Raw genomic sequence first — 20530 nt, 5'->3', positions numbered from 1 at the left:
CGGGCAGGCGCGGCCAGCAACTACGGACCAGCCGCCCTGGTTTTGCCAGGGGAGGCGGTGTCATTTCAACGCACTTTTCTACCAAATTTTGTACCGGTAGGGGCCAGTGCCCCCGAGGCAAGAAGAATGCATGGTCTTGTGTTCGGAGCCGCCGGACGCAAGTGCTTGGCTCCCAGTAGAGTACCCCCGTAAAACGGGGGTCCAGGGGGCGACGCCTATGAACACCGGCGTAAGCCGAGTGTTCATCGAAGAAAGCCCCTGGTGCCTTTTTAGTTCCTTTTTGGGCAAGCAAAAAGGAACAGAACCGTTTTTCCGGTACAAAAAGGAACTAACGAGATAAAAGCTTCTTCATCCCGTCCTCCAGCCCCTCCACCGTGAGGGGAAACATGGGGAAGATCCGGGCAATGGTGTCATAGGTCTGGGTCCAGTACTGCCCCCAGGTGGGGCGCTGGCTGGGGTTGAGCCAGATGACATTGGGATACTTCCCCCGGAAGCGGTGGAGCCAATCCAGCCCCGTTTTTGGGGCGTTGGGGTCCCGGTTGGGCGAATAGGAGTAGTCGCCCATCAGCTCATAGGGAGCCATCTGGGCGTCGCCCACGAAAATGACCTTGTACTCACTGGAGATATTGTCCAGGATCCACTGGGTGTTCTGCCCGTACTCCGAGAGCATGGTGGGTGAGGTAAACACCCGGCCATAGGGGCAGTTGTGGAAGTAGTAGACCTTCAAATCCTTGAAGTGTCCCACCTTGCTCACTGCCTGGAACAGGGCGGAGCACAACTGGGCGTAGTAGTCCATAGAGCCGCCGGAGTCCATGAGCAGCAGGACCTTGACGGTATTCTCCCGGGGCCGTTTGTAGCGCACCTTCAGCATGCCGCCGCTGTCGGCGGTGTCCTTGATGGTGTTGTCCACATCGAACTCCGTGGGAGGCAGGTCCACCAGGCCGGAGAACTGGCGCAGGTGCCGCAGAGCCACCTGGAACTGGCGGGTGTCCAGGGTGTTGTCCCGGCGGAAATCCCGGAACTTCCGCTCCCCCGCCACCCGGAAGGCACGCTTGTACATGCTCTGGCCGCCCACCCGGATGCCTTTGGGGGACAGGCCGGAGTTGCCGAAGGTGGACATGCCGTGGGTGCCCACCCAGTAGTTGCCGCCGTTGTGCTGCTCCTTCTGCTCCTGCATGCGCTCTTTCAGCATGCGCTCAATTTCTTCCTCGCTGAGACCCATATTTTTCAGGGCCTGCTCCTCGTCCCAGTTAGCGTAGTCCTGGAGCACGTCGGGCCGGTCAAGCCAGTCCATCAGCTCCTGGGACACCTCCTGCTGGAAGGGCACGTCCTTGAAATATTCCAGAAAACAGCGGTCGAAGCGGTCAAAATCGGCCTCACTCTTCACCAGCAGACAGCGGCACAGGTGGTAAAACCCGGTGAAGCTGGAACCGTGGAGCCCCTTGTCCATGGCCTCCATGAGGGCCATCCACTCGGTGAGGGAGACTTTCAGGCCGTTTCGCCGCAGCAGGTAGAGAAAATCCTCAAACATGTTGGTTCCTTTCCATTCCACAGCCGGGAAACATCCCTGGTATCCCGCGCCGGAGCATGGGAAAACAAGCCGTGGAAGTTCTTTTTGGTTCTTTTTCTTTCAAGAAAAAGAATCACCGCCAGACGCGGCGCAGGGCGTCCATGTCCTCGTTCTTCTTCAGCAGCACGCCCAGATAGGGCACCTCCTTGCCGATGCGGCTCACGTCCACGCCGCCGTGCTGGAGAGCCTGGATCCAGTCGATGATCTCGCTGGTGGAGGGCTTCTTCTTGATCTGGGGCAGCTGGCGGATCTTGTAGAAAGCCTCCAGCACCTGGGTGAGCAGCTTCTCGTCCAGATCAGGATAGTGGACCCGGACGATGTCGGCCATCAGCTCCTTATCAGGGAAAGCGATGTAGTGGAACACGCAGCGGCGCAGGAAGGCGTCGGGCAGCTCCTTCTCGGCGTTGGAGGTGATGATGACCACCGGGCGGTGCTTGGCCTTCACGGTCTTGCCGGTCTCAGAGATGTAGAACTCCATGCGGTCCAGCTCCCACAGCAGGTCGTTGGGGAACTCCAGGTCGGCCTTGTCGATCTCGTCAATGAGCAGGATGACCTGCTTGTCGGCGGTAAAGGCCTCGCCCAGCTTGCCCAGCTTGACATACTTGGCGATGTCGTCCACGCCCTGGCCGCCAAACTGACTGTCGTAGAGGCGCTGCACCACGTCGTACACATACAGGCCGTCCTGGGCCTTGGTGGTGGATTTGATGTTCCAGATGACCAGCTCCTTGTCCAGAGCCTGGGAGATGGCCTGGGCCAGCATGGTCTTTCCGGTGCCCGGCTCGCCCTTGATGAGCAGGGGCTTTTGCAGTACCATGGCGATGTTTACTGCCCGGAGCAGCTCCTCATCGGCCACATAATTTTGACTTCCTCGAAATTCCTTCATGGTCTGATTCCTTCCCGGCCCAAGGGCCTTTGTGTGCTTATTCTTTGGAATTGTATAATCTTTTTTGAGTAAATTCAAGTATTTTACCTTATTTTTTGAAAAAGGAAAAACAAGCGCGTCCGGATCGATTCAAACCCGGACGCGCGTTTTGGTTGAAAACATTACCCAATCAAAAGCATCAAAATGGGGATACTGATAAAGCTGGCCAGGGTGCTCAGACAGGCTCCCGTGGCGGCGTACTGCTCGTCGGCGCCGAAGGCTCCAGACAGCACCGGAACCTGGCTGACCACGGGCAGGGCGCTCTCCACCACAAACACCTGCATGGCCAGACCGGTCACGCCAAACAGATGGCAGATGCCCCAGCAGATGACAGGAGCCACCCCAAGCCGCACCACCAGCATGGTGGGCAGGCCGGGCAGCAGGCGCAGGTTTTTTAGACCCACTTCCCAGATGATGTAGCCGCAGTAGATGAGCGCAAGCGGAGATACGGTGTCTCCGATGTACCCGGAAAACTTCATCACCACGGCCGGCAGCTGCAAATCCAGCACCAGCATTAGAATGGAGAAGATGACCCCCAGAATGGGAGGTTTGCTCAGCAGGTTTTTGAAAAAGCCAAGCACCGTGGTTCGGGTGCCTTCGGCGGTGCCGGAGCGCTGAATGAGCATAATGCCCAGAGATTGGAGGAAACTGGTGTTTCCCAGGTAATAAATCATCACGTAGGGGAGGCATTCGTCCCCAAAGAGCTGAGTACATACGGGCAGGCCAATAAACAACGTGTTGGACAGGCCGGTCATGACCACAAAGACGCCCCAGCGGGAGCGGGGCAAGTGCAGAAGCTGAGCCAGTCCCGCAGCGAGCAGCAGGGTGATCGCCATACCAAGGACAGCGGCAATCAGCATAAAGCCCGCCTGAACCAGCATGTCATGACTGAGATTGGAAAGCAGTCCGGTAATACAGGTGCAGGGCACAGCAATGTTGACGATGTACTTGCTTAAAAATTTCTTTTCCGACGGGCCCATCCAGCCCCGCCAGCCCATAAAAAAGCCCACGCTCATCAGAGCCATCAGGATGAGGGAGGCGGACAGGGCGTTAAAAAATCCGGACACAGGCTACCCTTCTTTCCATCATAAAGCCAGCAGGCCCCCGCTTTCGCGGGGGCCGTATAAAATCATTTACTCTGCTTTCGGGGCGCCGGAGTCGCTCCCATTTCCTCTGGGACGGCGGCGGCGGGGACGGCGGCGCTTCTCGCCGCCCTCAGCGGGAGCGGAGGACTCGCTTTTAGGGGCGCGGTCGGCAGGCTTCTCCTGAGGCTTTTCCTGCCGTTGGGGGCGCTCCTGCTTGGGACGGGGAGGCCGGGCAGGCTTTTCCTGCCGCTGAGGACGCTCTCCCTCCTTCTGCTGAGGTTTGGGAGAATCACTGCGGCGGCGAGAGCGGCTGCGGTCGGAGTTCTTGGCGGGCTTGGCGGGAGCGGGGGTGTCAAAGCCCTCGTACTGGGGAGTCTCTCCGTTGAACACCGCCTCCAGGGCGGCGGCCAGAGGAGACGCGGAGCCCTTCAGATCGGGCACCTCTTCCTTCTCCACGGGCTTGCGCAGCTTGGCCAGCTCCTCCAGGGGAGGCTCCACATAGCCCTCGGGGCGCTTGCCCTTGCCGTTGCGGACGATGCAGATCTCGCAGTTCTGATAGCACTTGGGGGTCTCCGGAGCGCTGTCCAGACGCACCTGCACCGTCTGGCGCAGCAGGTTGACGCTGGACACGGTGCCCGCTCCGTCGGGGGTCTCTACAAAGGACTCCTGCTTGGGGGAGTGTTTGACAAGATCCTCATAGGCGTCCTGCTCATATTTCAGGCAGCACATCAGCCGCCCGCAGGTGCCGGAAATCTTGGTGGGGTTCAAAGACAGGTTCTGGGTCTTGGCCATCTTGATGGAGACCGGCTGGAACTCGTCCAGGAACTGAGAGCAGCAGAAGGGCCGTCCACAGATGCCCAGACCGCCCAGCATCTTGGCCTCGTCCCGCACGCCGATCTGACGCAGCTCGATACGGGCGTGGATGGCGCTGGCCAGGTCCTTTACCAGGGCGCGGAAGTCCACACGGCCCTCGGCGGTAAAGAAGAAGAGCACCTTGTTGCCCTCAAAGCTGTACTCAGCCTCCACCAGCTTCATCTCCAGACCGTGCTGGGCGATCTTCTCCTGGCAGATTTGGAAGGCCTTTGCCTCCTTCTCCTTGTTGCGCTCCCGGACCTTCTCGTCCTCCTCAGTGGCCCGGCGCAGCACCGGGCGGAGAGGCGCGGTGAGCTCCATCTCATCGATGGGAGTGTTGCCCTGGGTACATTCGCCGTACTCCACACCCCGGGAGGTCTCGACGATCACCCCTTCGCCGGGCTGGAAGACCTCGCCGTTGGGGTTAAAATAGTACTGTTTGCCTCCGCTTTTGAAGCGGACGGAAATAATTTCAACCATGGTTGTTCTCCTTATAGGTTGTATCTCTCAATTTAAAAAGCAGGGTTCCGCCCAGCGGGGCGGGTTCCGTTATTTAGAGACGGATGTTACTTTCTGCGCGCACAGAAAGTAACCAAAGATGCGCCAAGGGGACTCCTTCGATGAACACCTCGCCGCAGGCGGGTGTTCATAGGCGTCGCCCCCCTGGACCCCCATATTACGGGGGACGCCCTCCTGAAAAACTTCTATACCCTCCCGGCGGCCCTAAGACAAGATCTGTACTCCTTCTCGCCTCGGCCCACTGGGGCCTACATGGGCAGAAATTAAAAAGGTTCTGCGCTGTACGGACACCGCCTACCTGGGCAAAACCGTGGCAGCTGGTCCGCCCGACCACCACCGCACCTAACAGGTAGGCAGGCATCAGGCGGTGTTGGATAGAACTGCCGAAGCGGAAAATTTAGGAATGGTAGGGCCTAAGGCCCGGGAGTAGAAGGGAGCATGGTCATGTCTTTGCCCGCCGGAACTTACGTACCAACCAAAGTGACCCGCCCCCGTAAAACAGGGGGACCGGGGGAAAGGTGACTATGAGCGCCCGCTGAGCGAAGGCGCTCATCGGAGCCGTCCCCCGGCGGCGTTTTGGTTACTTTGCCGCCGTGGGCAAAGTAACATCGTCTCTCCCCCGCCCCGCAGGGCGGAACCCCAGAGGCGAAGCGCAGCTTCGCACAAAGTTCTTTTGCCTACTTTTCTTTCAAGAAAAGTAGGGCACAGAGCCAGGGAAACAGGGCGGCGGGACCTACATTCAATCCCGCGGCCTGGCGCATTTCTTTCACGCCCTGAGCCGCCCGCAGCGCCCGGGCGCGGTCGGGGGCCTGGAGGATCTGATCCCCCAGAGCAGCGCCGGTGAGATCCAGCAGGCTCTGGGTGTCCTCCCGGCTCAGTTTGTCCAAGGTGAGGGAAAACTCCAGCAGCTCTAATTCCTGACCATTCACCAGCAGACGGGCCAGCTTGTTGGCCTTGTCCTGCAGGGCCTGGGACTGCTCTCCCCCGCCGGCCAGCTGTTCCACGGCCCGGCCCAGCAGGCCCTGGCAGCGATTGGCGGCGTCGGCAAGCTCATCCCGGCTGGCCTGGGGGAAACGCGCCTGGAGCCAGGAGAGGCACTCGTCGGGAGCCACCGGGTCTAAGGTGAGGGTCTCACACCGGGAGCGCACCGTCTCCAGGATGCCGCCCGCATTCTCCGAAAGCAGCAGAAAGGCGGCGTAGGCCGGTCCCTCCTCCAGCAGCTTGAGCATGGCGTTCTGGGCGCTGGCGTTCATCCGGTCAGCCCCCTCCAGAATGTACACCTTCCGCTCCCCCTCGTTGGGGCGGATGTAGGCGTCGGAGCGCAGGGCGCGCACCTGGTCCACATTGATAGGCTTGCCCTCCCCTGCTCCGGCAATCCAGGCGATGTCGGGGTGGATGCCGCCCTGGGCTTTGCGGCACTGGGGACAGCGTCCGCAGGGGCGCTGGTGTTCCGGGGCGGTACACACCATGGCCTGGGCCAGCAGGCCGCCCAGGGTGTGCCGTCCGGAGCCCACCGGCCCGGAAATGATATAGGCGTGGGACAGTCCACGGCCTCCCTCCTGCTGGGAGAGCTGAGCCTTCAGACGGCGGTTGCCCGCCAGAGCAGAGAGTTCCATAGCGTTCCTCACATACGGTAAAAGTTTAACGATTTGATGTCAGAGGCACATAACGGGGACATCTGAATTATTATATCCTATTTCCCGCAAATAGGCCAGTTCTTTTTCCCCAATCACCTCGCCGGGAGCCACCACCGGCACGCCGGGAGGGTAAGGAGCCAGCTGGCCTGCCGCAACCCGGCCCAGGCAGTGTTCCAGGGGCAGCCGCTCCACCGGGGCAAACAGGGCTTCCCGCAGGGAGCGCACGGGTTTCGGCATCGGCGGCGGGGGCAGGATGGGGGGTGTGCCCAGCAGGTTCCGGTGCCGCTGGAGAGCCTCTTCCAGACGATGAAGGTCGTCCTCGCTGTCCTGAGCGGTGAGGATAAGCACCACATGGCCGCTGTCGGCCATCTCGGGCCAGATGTTCTCCCCTTCCAGGGCTTGTGCCAGGGCATTCCCATCCGGCGAGATCAGAGTCAGCCGGGTAGGGTCTAAGCGCAGCTCTCCCTCCTGCAAGCTGGGGAAGGCGGCGCGGAGGGCGGCAGTGCGCCGGGCCACCCGGCGGTATTCCTCCGTTCCTTTCCCGTCTAAATAGTCCCGGGCACAGTCCAGGGAGATCATCATGGGGTAGGACGGGCTGGAGCTGCCAAACACCGAGGTCATCTGCCGCACCCGACGGGGGTCCACGCCGTTGGTGAACAGCAGGGCGGACTGACCCAGGGCGGGCAGGGTCTTGTGGGCGGAGCAGATGAGGGCGTCACAGCCGGAAAAGGCGTCCACTCCCAAAAAGGGCAGGTGGGCTCCATGGGCGCCATCCACGATCAGGTTTCCACCTCGGGCGTGAATGATGTGGGAAAGTTTCTTTACATCAGACAACACTCCGGAATAAGTTGGAGATGTAATACAAACAGTTTTGACATTTGGGTGGGAATCCAGCAGGTTTTCCACATCCTGTGGGGAAATGGGACCGGCGATCCCCTCCCCTGCCCGCCAGGGCCGGGGCAGATAGACGGGTTTTAAGTCCAGCAGAGCCAGGGCGTTATACACCGCCCGGTGGCATCCCCGGTCGATGAGCACCTGGTCGCCGGGACGGCAGAACAGGGCCAGGGCGGCGTGAAGTCCCAGGGTGGAGCCGCCGGTAAGAAACAGGCAGTTGTCCATGCCGAACCGCTCCGCCCACAGCTTCTGGGCCGTGTCAAAGGGCTCGCCGCCGGAAAAGAGGTTGCCGGTGGGCGCCACCTCGGTCACGTCCAGCGGAGTGATGGACTGAAGCTCCGGGACGGGCAGAAAGTTGCCCTTGTGGCCGGGCATGTGAAACCGGGTAGGTTTTTGTGCGGCGTAGGCGCGGATGGCGTCATAGAGTGGGGTCATGGTCTGCCTCCTGTGGACCGGTCAGTCCTGACCGGTGGGGTCGATTTTGTGCTGGCGGTAATACTGGACGTAGAACAGGTCGTTGACCAGCTCCTCCTGCTCCTCCTCCAACGTGTCGGTGAGTTGTCCATCCGGAGTCAGGTAGAGGCCCTGCTGGTGGACCAGAGGAGTGGCCTGGCGTACTTCCCGGGTAAACTGGAGATAAGACGGGCCGGTCCAGCCGCACTGGTCAAAGAGCTCCTGCATCAGGAAGCAGGGAGAGAAGTCCCCGCCGTCCCCCTCAAAATCGTTGTTCAGTACCTCTTTAGCCGCCGAATTGGCCCAGATGAGGTAGGGGGTGGAGTAGTATTCATAGAAGCTCTCCAGGCTGGTCATGGAGAAGTCGGCTCCGATGCCCTCATAGGCAGAGTTGCCGTTACCGCCCCAGGGCTTGTGGTCGCCGAAAAGGACCACCACCACAGGCTCCTCCATCTCCTCCAGGTCGTGGACCATGCCGGTGAGGGCGGAGATGGTCATGCTCACGCCGTGGAGGTAGTTGTTGAAGATGTGGCAGCTCTCCTCGGGCAGGCCGGTCTCCTCCGGGTCCAGATAGGCCTCGTTAGCGGTGTAGGTCCACTCGTAGGGACCGTGGTTCTGGTAGCTTACGGAGAAGGAGAAGACCGGGCCGTTGTCCTCCTCCAGCTGGGTCTGCAGATCGTTGACGATCTCATCTACCAGCAGATAGTCGGAGTTCCACTGTGCGCCCACCGGGTCCACCAGCTCCTCATAGTGGTTCTCACTGAACCAGTATTCCTGGAAACCCAGGTACTGGTTGACGTTCTGGCGGTTGTAGAACCAGCCGTAGCCGGGGTGGCTGCCCCGGGTGTTGTAGACCTGGCGGTCAAAGTACCAGACATAGGAGTCGGTGGGCTGGGTAAAGTCGTCGTAGCTGCTGTATCCTGTCAGGAAGCACCACTCCGTGTCCACGGTGCCGCCTGCAAAGATGTTGGTCAGCAGGTTGCCGGATACCGAGTGCTCCTCCAGCCAGTGCCAGGGGGCGTATACATTTTGTACCGCCTCCACCTCGCCCAGGGCGGAGAAGTCGGTCAGGTCGCAGAAGGCCTCCAGCATGATGCCCACCACGTTGACCTTCTGATCGGCGGGGATGTCCTCCTCCTCATAGCTTTCCAGAATGGTCTGGGCCACCTGGGCGTCGTAGCCCTGGGGCTGGGAGGGCAGCAGAGTCTGCACCGTGTACAGGAAGGGATAGAGCACGCCGTGGGAGACGTAGACCTCAGAGTCGGACCAGGGGTTGATGAGCTCCTCACCCGGGGTGGTCTGCTGGTAGAGGTGGCTGCTGAAGTGGGAGCCCCACAGGGCGGCGGCAAGGATGGCCGCTGCGGAGAAAAAGCCCATCAAGCGCACGGAGAGGCGGCGCACACCCCGGGGCAGCAGGAGCAGCGCCAGCAAAAGGCCCAGCCCCGCCCACAGCAGGGTGTTCTGGATCAGCGGTGTGATCTCCAGGGTGTAGCCTCCCACGATGCCGCCGGCCTCGTTGATCAGCTTGAGATCGGAGGCCAGCAGCGGGTCGCCCCGCAGCTGCATCTTGTAGAAGTTGGCCAGGGCGATGCCCAGCACCGGCAGGGCGGTGAGCAGGTAGGCGGCCCAGCACCGGCCGATCAAAAAGTAGAGCAGCCAGATAAGCAGCACCGGGGCCAGCAGGTTCAGCCACAGCAGCATGGGGTGCTGGAGGTAGTAGTCCATTAAGGCCTGGCTGGACAGCTCCGAGTCGGCCGCGGCCGCCAAAGGCAGGGTCAGCCAGCCCAGCAGAACCCCCAGGGCGGTGAGCCCCAGAGAGAGCCACAGATGGTGCCAAACCAGGTATCGGGGGTCGCTTCCTTTGGGGAAGCGGATGACACGATAGAGATGGGCCAAGAAGATCCCTCCCAAAGAAAATGTAAAATGCACGTAAAGCGCAAAGAGCAGTATAACATATTTTTTGTCAAAGAAAAAGGTATGAAGTGTGAAAGGTGCACATTTTCCACCGACTTTTCCACACCCCCGCTTTCTTGAAAGAAAGCTTAGCAAAGAACTTTGTGCAAAGCTCCGCTTTGCTTCTGGGGATGCCGCCCTGCGGGGCGGGAGAGGGCGAAGTGTTCTTTCCAGCGATGGAAAGAACCAAAGATCGCCGGGGGACGGCTCCGATGAGCGCCTACGCGTAGCGGGCGCTCATAGTCACCTTTCCCCCGGTCCCCCTGTTGCGGGAGCGGGTACCTTTGGGTGTTTGGTAAATTCCGGCGGGCAAAATCAAGTTCTGTTTCCGTTTTACGCTCGGGCCTTAGGCCCTGTTTCCATTAAAATTTGAGGGCTTTTGTCTTCTAACGCACACCGCCTGGTACATCCCTACCTGTTTGGTGCGGCGGTGGTCGGGCGAACCAGCCGCCACAGTTTTTCCGCACCAGGCGGAGTGAGTACAGCGCAGGCACTTTAAATTTTCACTGGGTAGGGGCCTGTGTCCCCGGGGCAAGAAGAACGCATGGTCTTGTGTTCGAAGCCGCCGGACGCAAGTGCCAAATTCTCAGGAGGGAGTCCTTCGTAAGCGGGGTCCGGGGCAAGCCGCCTATGAGCGCCCGCTGCGCGAAGGCGCTCATCGAAGGCGGCCCCGGCGCATCTTTGGTTACTTTCTGTGCGAGCAGAAAGTAACACTCCTCGGAATCTAAAAAAAGGAAAACGTATAAAAAATCCGGCCGCCAGAGCTTGGCGGCCGGGTAAGAAGAAAAACAAGTTAAGGCAGATAAGATAGGGGATTTACGGCGGTTCCGTTCACGCGGACCTCAAAGTGACAGTGCACGCCAGTGGAGCGTCCGGTGGAGCCCGCCTTGGCGATCTGCTGTCCCTTGTACACCTTGTCTCCCACCGAGACCAGCAGAGAGGAGTTGTGAGCGTAATAGGTCTGGGTACCGTTGTCGTGGGTGATAATGACCAGATTGCCGTAGGAGCCCTTGTAGCCGGCATAGGTGACCGTGCCGCCGTCGGCAGCGCGGATGGCAGCACCGTAGGAGGTGGAGATGTCCAGGCCGGAGTGGTAGCTGTAACTGCCGAAGATATACCGCCCGCCGAAGTAGGAGGTGATGCGGCCGCTGATGGGCCACTGGAAGCTGCCGGTGGAGGCCGTCTTGGGCTTCTCCTTGGTACCCACCGCCTTGACCGTGGTGGTGGCCTCACGCAGAACGGTGGTGGAATTCACCACGCGGTTGGTCTCTTGACCGTTGACGTAGGTGACGGTGGCATTCACTTGGGACTCGCCCTCCACACCCTGGGTGATGATCTTGCTGTTGCCCTTGTACATGGTGGGGTCTTCCCGGGTCTCCACGGGACATTCAATGGCCTCGGTGTAGGTCACGTCCTCCACCGTCTGCACGGACAGCACAGGAGTCAGCTCCTTCACGTTGAGCACATCGCCTACCATCAGGCGGTCCAGATTGGCCTGGGGGTTCAGGGCCATCAGGTCGCTCAGGGACATGTCGTTGGCGTAGGCGATGCCGTAGAAGGTGTCGCCCTCCACCACGGTGTAGGTGGTGGAGCCGTTGCTGTTGGCCCGCAGGGCCTGCTCCATCTCATCAATGGTCAGGATGGAGTCCACGGCATACACGGGCTTGATTTCCACCGTGTTCAAGAACTCCACCGAAGTGGTGTTCTCCGTGGTGTACTGGTCCTTAAAGCTCTGAAGCAGGTCGTTCAGGGCGTCCTGGTCCTTGACCACGCCCACCGCCTTGCCGTCTACCACCACCTGGTACTTGCGCAGCTCGCCGCTGAGATCGTCCAGCTGGGTGTAAAAGTAGTTCTGGATGTCCTGCTCCGAGGACAGGTCGGAGCGCAGGGAGATGGTGAATTCATACTCCAGGTTGCCCTGTACGTGGTAGTCATAGCCCAGAATGGAGGAACCGGTGGACTCCACATTGGCAATGGCCTCATCCACCACCGAGGCGTCGGCCACCACGCCCACCGTCTCCCCGTTCACCGTGACGGCATAGCTGGGAGAGTAGAGGGCCAGCAAGGTCATGGCCACGCCCACAGCGGCGGAGCCAGCCAAAAAGGAGATGGGGCCGGTGGCCCGGTTGCCCGCCACCACGTTGTGCAGGCGGTGAGCCGCCCGCCGTCCGTGGATGCGGGACCACTCCCGGGCAGTCTTCCACCACGCCTTGGCGTTCTTTTTCCAATTTTCCCACCGCTCCCGCTCTGCTCCGGCAGATTCGGAGGGCTGAGCGGCAGGGGTCTTCAATTCGGTGATCTCCTGCATAATCTACCTCAAATCATACGGTCAACTCTGTCGCCAAAAGAAATGACAGAGTGGAAAAGAAATGATTACAAATTGGTTACAAAGCTACTATACACGCAAACGCACATGCCGTCAACACCTTTTTTCCAGGGAAATGATGAATTTTTTTATAACAAACCGGGAAAAGTGCTTTTTTTGCAAACACTCACCCATCCAACTCCCAGGGGACGAAGGTGAAGGACACGTCCCAGGGACTCTGGCGGTAGACCAGGTAGGAGATATCTCCCTTGCCGGGAAACTCGTTTGTAACCCACCCGTTAAAGGGGACCAGGGGAAGGGTGACGGACTGGGCGCCTGCCTCCACCTGCTCCCAGGCGTATTCCAGGCGCTGGTGGTAGACGGTAAAATTACAGGCATAGAGGGCCACCAGCAGCACGCACGCCCCGGCCAGCGGGAAGCGCAGCCAGTTCATACTCTTCAGACCTTGGGTACGGGCGCAGGTGTACAGCTCTCCGGCCACCAGCATGAGGACCACATAGCCGCAAAACAGGTTCCGGGGTCCCACCGGGGAGACAAAGAGCAGCGGCCCGTTGAGTACGCACAGGGACAGGGCCAGCAGCAGAATTCGGATTTTGGCCGCTCCGCCCCGCCACTGGAGCAGAGCAATGAGCCACACGGCGGCCATCAGAAGGCCCAGGACCAGCTGTCCGTCGCTGTAAAGACTCTCCGTCCGGAACAGGTCGCCCACGGCAAAGAAGAGGCAGACCAGATGAACCAGCCCCAGCACGCCGCCCCACAGCTTCCACCAGGAACAGTCCTGGCGGCGCAGCAGCCACACCAGCAGGAAGCTAATGAGCGCGGTGGCCACAACAGGGAGCACAAAGGTGTCGGTGACAATGCGGTGGAGGTTGTCCCAGGCCAGGTCTAGTCCCACCGAGCGGGTGTCGCTGCCCGTCTGGGCGTAGCCGGGAGACAGGAACATGATGGCTGCCCCCAACCAGCTGCCCAGAGCCAGAGCAAGGGCTCCCGGAAGCCGGTCTCGGCAGAAAAACCAAGCCCAGACCAGCACAGCCAAGGCCGCCAGAGCCAGATAGATGGTCACTGTCTCCATAAAAAGGCAGCAGGCCAGGGCCAGCAGAGCGGTGCGGGCCAAAGAGGTGGGGCGTTTGGGATTCTTCTCCATCCAGCCCAGCAGGATCAGCAGCCCCAACATGGGCAGCAGATAGTTGACCAGCGCTGCACCCCAGGAGTAGACCTGCTGCCATAGCCCCCGGGAGGAGATGACTACCAGGGCGGCGGAGAGCAGGAAGGCCTCTCCCCTGTCCACCGCTCTGGAGCGGAAGCGCCGGGCCAGCAGCAGGACCAGGGAGATGAGCGCGCCGCCCAGCAGCACGCCCCGGAGAAAGGCCAGGGGGGTGACATACAGCTTGGCCTGGAGCACGCCCAGCAGGTTGCCCAGGTAGCGGCCGTTGTGAGGGACGCCCACCACCAGGGCGTCCTGGGTGTTGGGCCGGGTGAGGAGCAGGTCCTGCCAGCTGTCAAACTTCCAGAAGATAAAGTAGCAGTCGTCACACTCGGGGACAAACAGCAGTCCCAGCACCAGCAGAGCCAGCAAAACAAAAGGAATCGCCCAACGGGGGGCGGAAGAATGTGATTTCATGTCAGACTCCAGCGTGATTGGCCCGGGAAACGGGCGGTGATAGAGAAGCCCCCGCAAGCAGCGGCTGCTTGCGGGGGGATTGCGAAATAAAGCTGTGCGCCTTTAAAAGGCTCCCAGGCGAGGGGCAGGGAAATCAGTGATGTTTCTCCCCTTACGGGGGCAGAAGCGAAACGAAGTTTCGTAAAAAGCTTTTTTGCATACTTTTTTCTCGAAAAAAGTATGGCTTTCTTTCAAGAAAGCGGCTTAACCTTTCTTTTTAGAAGCCAGCTTCATGCGCTCGCCGTGATCCAGGATGCGCTTACGCAGACGCAGGTTCTCGGGGGTGCACTCCAGCAGCTCGTCGTCGGCCAGGAACTCCAGGCACTGCTCCAGGCTCATCTGCTTGGGAGGAGTCAGGCGCAGGGCGTCATCGGAACCGGAGGCGCGCATGTTGGTCAGCTGCTTCTTCTTACACACGTTGACGGAGATGTCCTCAGCCTTGGGGGTCTCGCCCACGATCATGCCGGCGTAAACGGGCACGCCCGCGCCGATGAACAGAGTGCCGCGCTCCTGGGCGTTGAACAGACCGTAGGTGACGGCGTCGCCGGTCTCGAAGGCCACCAGGGAGCCGGTGCTGCGGCGCTGGATCTCACCCTTCATAGGGGCGTACTTCTCAAAGACGGAGGCCATGATGCCCTCGCCCTTGGTGTCGGTCAAAAACTCGTTGCGGTAGCCGAACAGGCCGCGGGAAGGAACCAGGAACTCCAGCTTGGTGCGGTTGCCCACGGGAGTCATGGACTGGAACTCGCCCTTGCGGGAGCCCAGCTTCTCCATCACCGCGCCCACGCAGTCGTTGGGCACGTCGGCCACCAGGCGCTCGATGGGCTCGCACTTCTTGCCGTCGATCTCCTGGTAGAGCACACGGGGGGGAGAAACCTGGAACTCATAGCCTTCCCGGCGCATGGTCTCCATCAGGATAGACAGAGACATCTCGCCGCGGCCGGCCACGTTGAAGGAGTCGGTGGAGTCCTCCATCTCGGTGACCCGCAGGGACACGTCCTTCAGAGTCTCACGGAACAGGCGGTCCCGGAGCTGACGGGAGGTGACGAACTTGCCCTCCTTGCCCGCGAAGGGAGAGTCGTTGACGGAGAAGGTCATCTCAATGGTGGGAGCGGAGATCTTCACGAACTCCATGGGCTCCACGCAGTCGGGGGCGCAGATGGTGTCGCCGATGGTGATGTCGCCGATGCCGCTCATGGCAATGATGTTGCCGGCGGTGGCCTCCGTGACGGGTACCTTGGCCAGACCGTCAAACTGATACAGAGCGGTAGCCTTGGCCTTCTTGGCGGGAGCGTCGGGATCGTGGTAGTTGCACACGGCGATCTCCTGGTTCTGCTTGATGGTGCCCCGCTCGATGCGGCCGATGGCGATACGGCCCACGAACTCGCTGTAATCGATGGAGCTCACCAGCATCTGGAAGGGAGCTTCCTCGTCCACGTCGGGAGCGGGGATATACTCCAGAATGGTGTCGAAGAGAGGCTTGAGGTCGCTGCCCGCCTCGTCAGGCTGGACAGAGGCAGTGCCCTGACGGCCGGAGCAGAAGAGCATGGGGCTGTCCAGCTGCTCGTCGGTGGCGTCCAGATCCATCAGCAGTTCCAGCACCTCGTCGATGACCTCATAGACGCGCTGGTCGGGGCGGTCGATCTTGTTGACCACCACGATAACCCGGTGGCCCAGCTCCAGGGCCTTGGAGAGCACGAAGCGGGTCTGAGGCATGGGGCCCTCGGCGGCGTCCACCAGCAGGATAACGCCGTTGACCATCTTCAGGATACGCTCCACCTCGCCGCCGAAGTCGGCGTGGCCCGGGGTGTCTACGATGTTGATCTTCACGTCGCCGTACTGTACGGCGGTGTTCTTGGCGGTAATGGTGATGCCGCGCTCACGCTCCAGATCGTTGGAGTCCATCACGCGCTCCACCACAGTCTGATTCTCACGGTAGACGCCGGACTGCTTGAGCATCTGGTCCACCAGGGTGGTCTTGCCGTGGTCGACGTGAGCAATAATGGCGATATTTCTCAGCTTCTCATTCTTCATCTGCAAATTCCTCCTGTATGCCGTCAGCCGCTCCCCTGCGAAGCAGCACAATACGCTTTGACGAAACATTATACCGCCAGATGGCGGAAAAAGCAACGGTCCGTGAAAAAATCTCACACAAATTTGACTCAAAACCACCCCTCTCTTCCAGAAAAAAAGACGGCAGGGCGGTGGAAAGAGATGTGGAAAAGTGTGTGGAAAGTGTGTAAAACTGAAAAGATGTTCGACAGCCCTTGACAAACTCGAACATATGTTGTATCTTACGAATAGAACATCTGTTCTTAGCTCCCGTGGAGCAGGAACTGGAGGATACAGGGAGGGAACGCCATGCAGACCGTATATCAGACCATCTCCATCCGACCCCGGTGGGAGGCTCCCCGGGCGGAGGAAAAGATCATTGATCTGGCCCAGTACCGCCGGAAGCTGGAGCGAGAGCAGCGGCAGGAAGTGCTGGAAGAGGCGGATGTGCAGCCTCGGGTCCGGTCCAGCCAGCGGCGCAACCGCTGGGGGCTCTACTGGGATGCGGTGGCCAGTTTGGGTGTGGTGGCTATGGCGGTGACCTTCTGCGTGGAGCTGCTGTTGTAATTCTTACGTAGTTTTATAGGAGGGTTCCGCCCTGCGGGGCGAGGGGAGCGATGTTCCTTTCTGAGCGATCAGAAAGGAACCAAAGAATCGCCAAGGGGGCTCCTTCGATGAACACCTGGCTTACGCCGGTGTTCATAGGCGTCACCCCCCCTGGACCCCCATTACGGGAGACGCCCTCCTGAGAACTTGGCACTTGCGTCCGGCGGCTCCGAACACATGACCTTGCGTCCTCCTTGCCCCGGGGCACTGGCCCCTGCTTGGTTCAAAATTAGGAGGTGTCTGCGCTGTACGGACACCGCCTACACTGGCAAAGCTGTGGCAGCTGGTCCAGTCACGTCCGCACCCAACAGGTAGGGACGCACCAGGCGGTGTACGTTAGTGTGCAAATTCCTGCAAATTTAAATGGCAGAAAGGCCCTGTGGCCTGAGAGTAGGACGGAAACAGATCTTGATTTTGCCCGCCGGGGTTTACCAAAAGCCCGAAGTTGCCCGCCCTCGTAAACGGGGGACCGGGGGAAAGGTGACTATGAGCGCCCGCTGCGCGAAGGGGCGCATCGGAGCCGTCCCCCGGCGGCGTTTTGGTTACTTTGCCGCCGCGGGCAAAGTAACACCCGTCCCCATAAAAACAAAAACTTATCCACATTTTTATTAAAGTATGTGGACAAAAAACCGGAACCTGAGCAGCTCCAAGAGCTGCCAAGGTTCCGGTTTTCTTCTTGTTTCGTTAAAAGGTAACATTAGGGAGAAACACAAATCCCCAGCACCCGCTGCCCCAGGGCATCCAGCAGAAGCACGTGCTCGCCGGTCCGGGACAGGATCACGCAGCGGCCCACGCCGCCTTCCACCGCCTGGAGGGCCAGCTTCAGCGTCTCGGCCAGAGCGGCGGGCAGCGAACCCTCTTCCAGAAGGGCGGCGGCCTTTTTGCCGTCCATGCGGAGAAGCTCCGCCTGGCGGTTCTCTCCCAGAGCCAGGGAGGGCTCCTCGTCCACAAAGTAGACGAGTTTATCCACATGCATGCTCTGCGCGGTGGACAAAGCCTGTGCCCGGTCCTGCATTAGCACCGCCGTGCCGCCCGCGGCCGTGATGGCGGCGGCATCGGCGGCAATGTCCTGGCCCTGTTCCGGCAGACAGATGACAAAGGCCTTTCCCTTCACCTGCTCCAGAGCGGGCAGAGTCTCCAGCGCCTTCTGGGCCGGAGCGGCGGGGGTGAGACGGTGGCGCAGGTCGTACTCCTGCAAAAAGGCCTGGACATATTCCACGTCGGTGGGGGTGTCGATATACTCGGTGCCCCGCTTCTGCCGGGTCTCCCGGCCTTTGCCGGTGAGCAGCAGCACCGTGGGCTTTTCACTCTCCAGCACCGCCTGGCGGATGGCCTCGCCCCGGTTGGGGATGATGCGGCACTGGGCCTTGCCCTTTTCCACGTTGGGGCGAATTTCGTTGCAGATGTCCAGAGTGTCCTCCTCCCCGCTGTCCTCCTCGGTGAGGTAGACCCGGTCACACCAGGCGCCGGCGGCCTCGCCCAGGTCGTGGCGGCGGTCGTAGGCCTTTTTGCCCGGACAGCCAAACACGATGGCCAGCTCCCGCTCGGGGTATTCCGCCCGGACGGAGGAAAAGAGGGTCTCAAAGCTCAGGCGGTTGTGGGCGTAGTCCACAATGGACAGCACCCGCCCGTCGGCGTTGGCGTACACCTCCATGCGGCCGGGCACCCGCGCCCGCACCAGCCCGTCGTACACCGCCCATTCGGGGATGTCCAGAGCCTCACACAGGGCGGCGGCTCCCAGGGCGTTCTCTACGTTAAAGAGGCCCGGCATGGTCAGCCGCATCTGGCGGGTGTACCGGGGGGTGCGCAGGGTGAAGAGGATCTGCCCGTCCTCCTTGTGTACGTCGCTGGCGTACACCTGGGCGGCGGGGTCCTTCTGGGAGAAGGTGATAATGGGTGCTCCGGCGGCCTGGGCGGCCTCCATCACCCGCTGGGCGTGGTCACAGTCCAGGTTCACGCAGCTGATGTGGGCCTGGGCAAAGATCTTCAGCTTGGAGGCAAAATAGTCCTCAAAATCGGGGTGCTCAATGGGGGAAATGTGGTCGTAGCCGATGTTGAGGAAGCAGGCGGCGGCAAACTCGGTGCACAGGGAGCGGTGGTATTTCAGCGCCTGGCTGGACACCTCCATGGTCACATACTCCAGCCCCGTCTGGGCCGCGTTGGCGAAATGGCGCTGGAGGTCCAGAGGCTCCGGGGTGGTGAGGTGGGACTCAAAGCGCTCCACACCGTCGTAGGTGTCGATGGAGGAGACAACGCCCGTCTCCCCTCTCCCCTGGCTCTCCTGGTAGCGGTCCAGGATGGATTTCATATAGTAGGCGGTGGACGACTTGCCCTTGGTGCCGGTGATGCCGATGACCTTCAGCTTGCCGGAGGGATGGTCGTAGAACCGGTCGGCCAGAGGGGCCAGCACCTTTCGGGTGTCGGTAATGGCGATGCGGGGCAGGCCGGGGACGGTGTCCTCCTCCTGGCTGACGCAGGCCATGGCGCCCTGGTCCCGGGCCATCTCCAGAAATTTGGGCTGGAAGTGGGCGCCCTTGCGGATGAAGAGGGTGCCGGGGGCCACCTGCCGGGAGTCGCAGGTAAGGCCGGTGACGCGCTGGCTCCGGTCCAGGCCGTCAGGGATAGGGGCGGCAAGCAGGTTCTGCTCCGAGAGCAGGTCCAGGTAGTCTCCCAAAGTATGGACAGGGATGGTCATAACAGACACCTCCGGGGGATTATTTTCGGAAAATGGTGCGCAGAGGCTTGTGGCACACCTCGATGGAGCGCTGGGCCAGCACCTCCATGGCGTCCACGTAGAAGGAGGACAGGTGGTGCTCACTGGCAAAGACGGACAGTTCGGTGCAGGCCAGCACAGCGCAGTCGCAGCCCTGCTCCACCAGGTCTTTGGTGAAGGCGGCAAACTTCTCCGGGTCTCCCGCTTTGCCCGCTTTGATGTCGTCGTAGATAAGGGACATGACCTGCTTTTGGGCGGCAGGCCGGGGTGCGGCGGCGTAGATGCCGAAGGCGGCAAACTCCCGCTGGTACAGACCGGTGCGGATGGTGCCGTCGGTAGCCAGGATGCCCGGGCGCTTCTTCCCCTGGCTTACCAGCAGCCGGGCAGTCTCCCGGATCATGTGGACGATGGGGATGGAGATTTGCTCCTGCACCCGGTCCAGGAAGTAGTGGGAGGTGTTGCAGGGTACCGCAATAGCGGTGCACCCAGCGCTCTCCAGCATGCGGGCATCGGACAGCAGGCGCTCGTAGACCTCGTCCTTCTGTGCCTGGGTGCCCAGGATGGCCGCGGTGCGGTCGGGCATGGCGCAGTCGGAAAAAATCAGCACCGAGAGGTGCTCCTGATCGGTGCGGGCGTCGGTGCGGTCGATGATATATTGATAAAAGGTGTTGGTGGCCTGGGGACCCATGCCCCCGATGACGCCAAGACGGTCGTTGCTCATCTAAAATACCTCATTTAATTGGGGCGAATATATCGTAGGGGCGACCTGCGGTCGCCTAAGGAGACGGATGTTACTTTCTGTACGCGCAGAAAGTAACCAAAGACGCGCCAAGGGGGCTCCTTCGACGAACACCTGGCTTACGCCGGTGTTCATAGGCGTCGCCCCCCTGGACCCCCATTTTACGGGGGACGCCCTCCTGAGAATTTGGCATTTGCGTCCGGCGGCCCGAACACAAGATCTTGCATCCTCCTTGCCCCGGGCCTTAGGCCCTATGTGTGCAAAATATGGTGGACAAGTGCGTTGAAATGACACCGCCTACATAGGCAAAACCAGGGAGGCTGGGCAGTTGCCGACAGCAATTCGACCACCGCCGCACCCAACAGGAAGGGATGCACCAGGCGGTGTGCGTTAGCGTGCCAATGGCCTCAAATTTGGATGGCAGTAGGCCCCAGTGGGCCGGGAGTAGAATGGGAACAGAACTTGATTTTGCCCGCCGGAACTGACTGCCGGACCAAAGTGACCCGCTCCCGTAAACAGGGGGGCCGGGGGAAAGGCGACTATGAGCGC

At 60.7% G+C, this 20530-nt stretch carries 13 protein-coding genes; 1 reads left to right on the top strand and 12 read right to left on the bottom strand.

Going from position 1 to position 20530, the window contains the following annotated elements:
- Nucleotides 1-328: 328 nt before the first annotated feature.
- The 10 genes from ACEVJL_RS10385 to typA all read right to left on the bottom strand — a co-directional run bounded on the left by ACEVJL_RS10385 (nt 329) and on the right by typA (nt 15905).
- Nucleotides 329-1552 carry a vWA domain-containing protein gene (locus ACEVJL_RS10385; protein WP_374737805.1) on the bottom strand — a complete coding sequence of 408 codons (1224 nt, stop codon included), beginning with the start codon at nt 1550-1552 and terminating at the stop codon, nt 329-331.
- A gap of 91 nt (nt 1553-1643) precedes the next feature.
- Nucleotides 1644-2453, bottom strand: coding sequence for an AAA family ATPase (locus ACEVJL_RS10380; protein WP_374737804.1), 810 nt, complete (start codon nt 2451-2453; stop codon nt 1644-1646).
- Nucleotides 2454-2614: 161 nt separating this feature from the next.
- Nucleotides 2615-3559 carry an AEC family transporter gene (locus ACEVJL_RS10375; protein WP_374737803.1) on the bottom strand — a complete coding sequence of 315 codons (945 nt, stop codon included), beginning with the start codon at nt 3557-3559 and terminating at the stop codon, nt 2615-2617.
- A gap of 66 nt (nt 3560-3625) precedes the next feature.
- Entirely contained in the window at nt 3626-4909 is a 1284-nt protein-coding gene (locus tag ACEVJL_RS10370) for a PSP1 domain-containing protein (RefSeq protein ID WP_325207475.1), read from the bottom strand.
- Between the two features lie 716 nt (nt 4910-5625).
- Nucleotides 5626-6564 (bottom strand): DNA polymerase III subunit delta, encoded by a 939-nt coding sequence (locus tag ACEVJL_RS10365; RefSeq protein WP_374737802.1) that lies wholly within the window; start codon nt 6562-6564, stop codon nt 5626-5628.
- A gap of 39 nt (nt 6565-6603) precedes the next feature.
- On the bottom strand, nt 6604-7914 hold the full coding sequence (locus ACEVJL_RS10360) for an aminotransferase class I/II-fold pyridoxal phosphate-dependent enzyme (RefSeq protein WP_374737801.1): 1311 nt from the start codon (nt 7912-7914) through the stop codon (nt 6604-6606).
- A gap of 21 nt (nt 7915-7935) precedes the next feature.
- Nucleotides 7936-9828, bottom strand: coding sequence for a sulfatase-like hydrolase/transferase (locus ACEVJL_RS10355; protein WP_374737799.1), 1893 nt, complete (start codon nt 9826-9828; stop codon nt 7936-7938).
- Nucleotides 9829-10678: 850 nt separating this feature from the next.
- Complete coding sequence (locus ACEVJL_RS10350) at nt 10679-12193, bottom strand: peptidoglycan DD-metalloendopeptidase family protein (RefSeq protein WP_374737798.1); 1515 nt, start codon at nt 12191-12193, stop codon at nt 10679-10681.
- Between the two features lie 184 nt (nt 12194-12377).
- A complete protein-coding gene (locus ACEVJL_RS10345) occupies nt 12378-13832 on the bottom strand; it encodes a hypothetical protein (protein WP_374737797.1) in 1455 nt (484 codons plus the stop codon).
- A gap of 243 nt (nt 13833-14075) precedes the next feature.
- Nucleotides 14076-15905, bottom strand: a complete 1830-nt coding sequence (gene typA / locus ACEVJL_RS10340; protein ID WP_374737796.1) for a translational GTPase TypA — start codon at nt 15903-15905, stop codon at nt 14076-14078.
- 327 nt (nt 15906-16232) lie between these two features.
- Here typA and ACEVJL_RS10335 point away from each other — a divergent pair, with 327 nt between their 5' ends.
- Nucleotides 16233-16490 carry a hypothetical protein gene (locus ACEVJL_RS10335; protein WP_235398516.1) on the top strand — a complete coding sequence of 86 codons (258 nt, stop codon included), beginning with the start codon at nt 16233-16235 and terminating at the stop codon, nt 16488-16490.
- A 736-nt stretch (nt 16491-17226) separates the two neighbouring features.
- Here ACEVJL_RS10335 and ACEVJL_RS10330 read toward each other — a convergent pair.
- Both ACEVJL_RS10330 and cuyB read right to left on the bottom strand, forming a co-directional pair.
- Nucleotides 17227-19224: a UDP-N-acetylmuramyl-tripeptide synthetase gene (locus ACEVJL_RS10330; RefSeq protein WP_325207384.1), complete on the bottom strand. Its 1998-nt coding sequence runs from the start codon at nt 19222-19224 to the stop codon at nt 17227-17229.
- Between the two features lie 19 nt (nt 19225-19243).
- A complete protein-coding gene (cuyB, locus tag ACEVJL_RS10325; RefSeq protein ID WP_110441625.1) occupies nt 19244-19963 on the bottom strand; it encodes a cysteate racemase in 720 nt (239 codons plus the stop codon).
- Between the last annotated feature and the right edge of the window lie 567 nt (nt 19964-20530).

Source organism: Flintibacter porci (assembly GCF_041925195.1).
Classification (GTDB): domain Bacteria; phylum Bacillota; class Clostridia; order Oscillospirales; family Oscillospiraceae; genus Lawsonibacter; species Lawsonibacter porci.
Note: the sequence above shows the minus strand (reverse complement) of the source record. Positions and strands in the feature narration are given on the sequence as shown.

Bases quoted from the DNA above. Each gene is read 5' to 3' on its own strand.
- ACEVJL_RS10380 (WP_374737804.1), bottom strand. From the start codon at position 2,453: ATGAAGGAATTTCGAGGAAGTCAAAATTATGTGGCCGATGAGGAGCTG.
- ACEVJL_RS10370 (WP_325207475.1), bottom strand. From the start codon at position 4,909: ATGGTTGAAATTATTTCCGTCCGCTTCAAAAGCGGAGGCAAACAGTAC.
- ACEVJL_RS10365 (WP_374737802.1), bottom strand. From the start codon at position 6,564: ATGGAACTCTCTGCTCTGGCGGGCAACCGCCGTCTGAAGGCTCAGCTC.
- ACEVJL_RS10360 (WP_374737801.1), bottom strand. From the start codon at position 7,914: ATGACCCCACTCTATGACGCCATCCGCGCCTACGCCGCACAAAAACCT.
- ACEVJL_RS10350 (WP_374737798.1), bottom strand. From the start codon at position 12,193: ATGCAGGAGATCACCGAATTGAAGACCCCTGCCGCTCAGCCCTCCGAA.
- ACEVJL_RS10345 (WP_374737797.1), bottom strand. From the start codon at position 13,832: ATGAAATCACATTCTTCCGCCCCCCGTTGGGCGATTCCTTTTGTTTTG.
- typA (WP_374737796.1), bottom strand. From the start codon at position 15,905: ATGAAGAATGAGAAGCTGAGAAATATCGCCATTATTGCTCACGTCGAC.
- ACEVJL_RS10335 (WP_235398516.1), top strand. From the start codon at position 16,233: ATGCAGACCGTATATCAGACCATCTCCATCCGACCCCGGTGGGAGGCT.
- ACEVJL_RS10330 (WP_325207384.1), bottom strand. From the start codon at position 19,224: ATGACCATCCCTGTCCATACTTTGGGAGACTACCTGGACCTGCTCTCG.
- cuyB (WP_110441625.1), bottom strand. From the start codon at position 19,963: ATGAGCAACGACCGTCTTGGCGTCATCGGGGGCATGGGTCCCCAGGCC.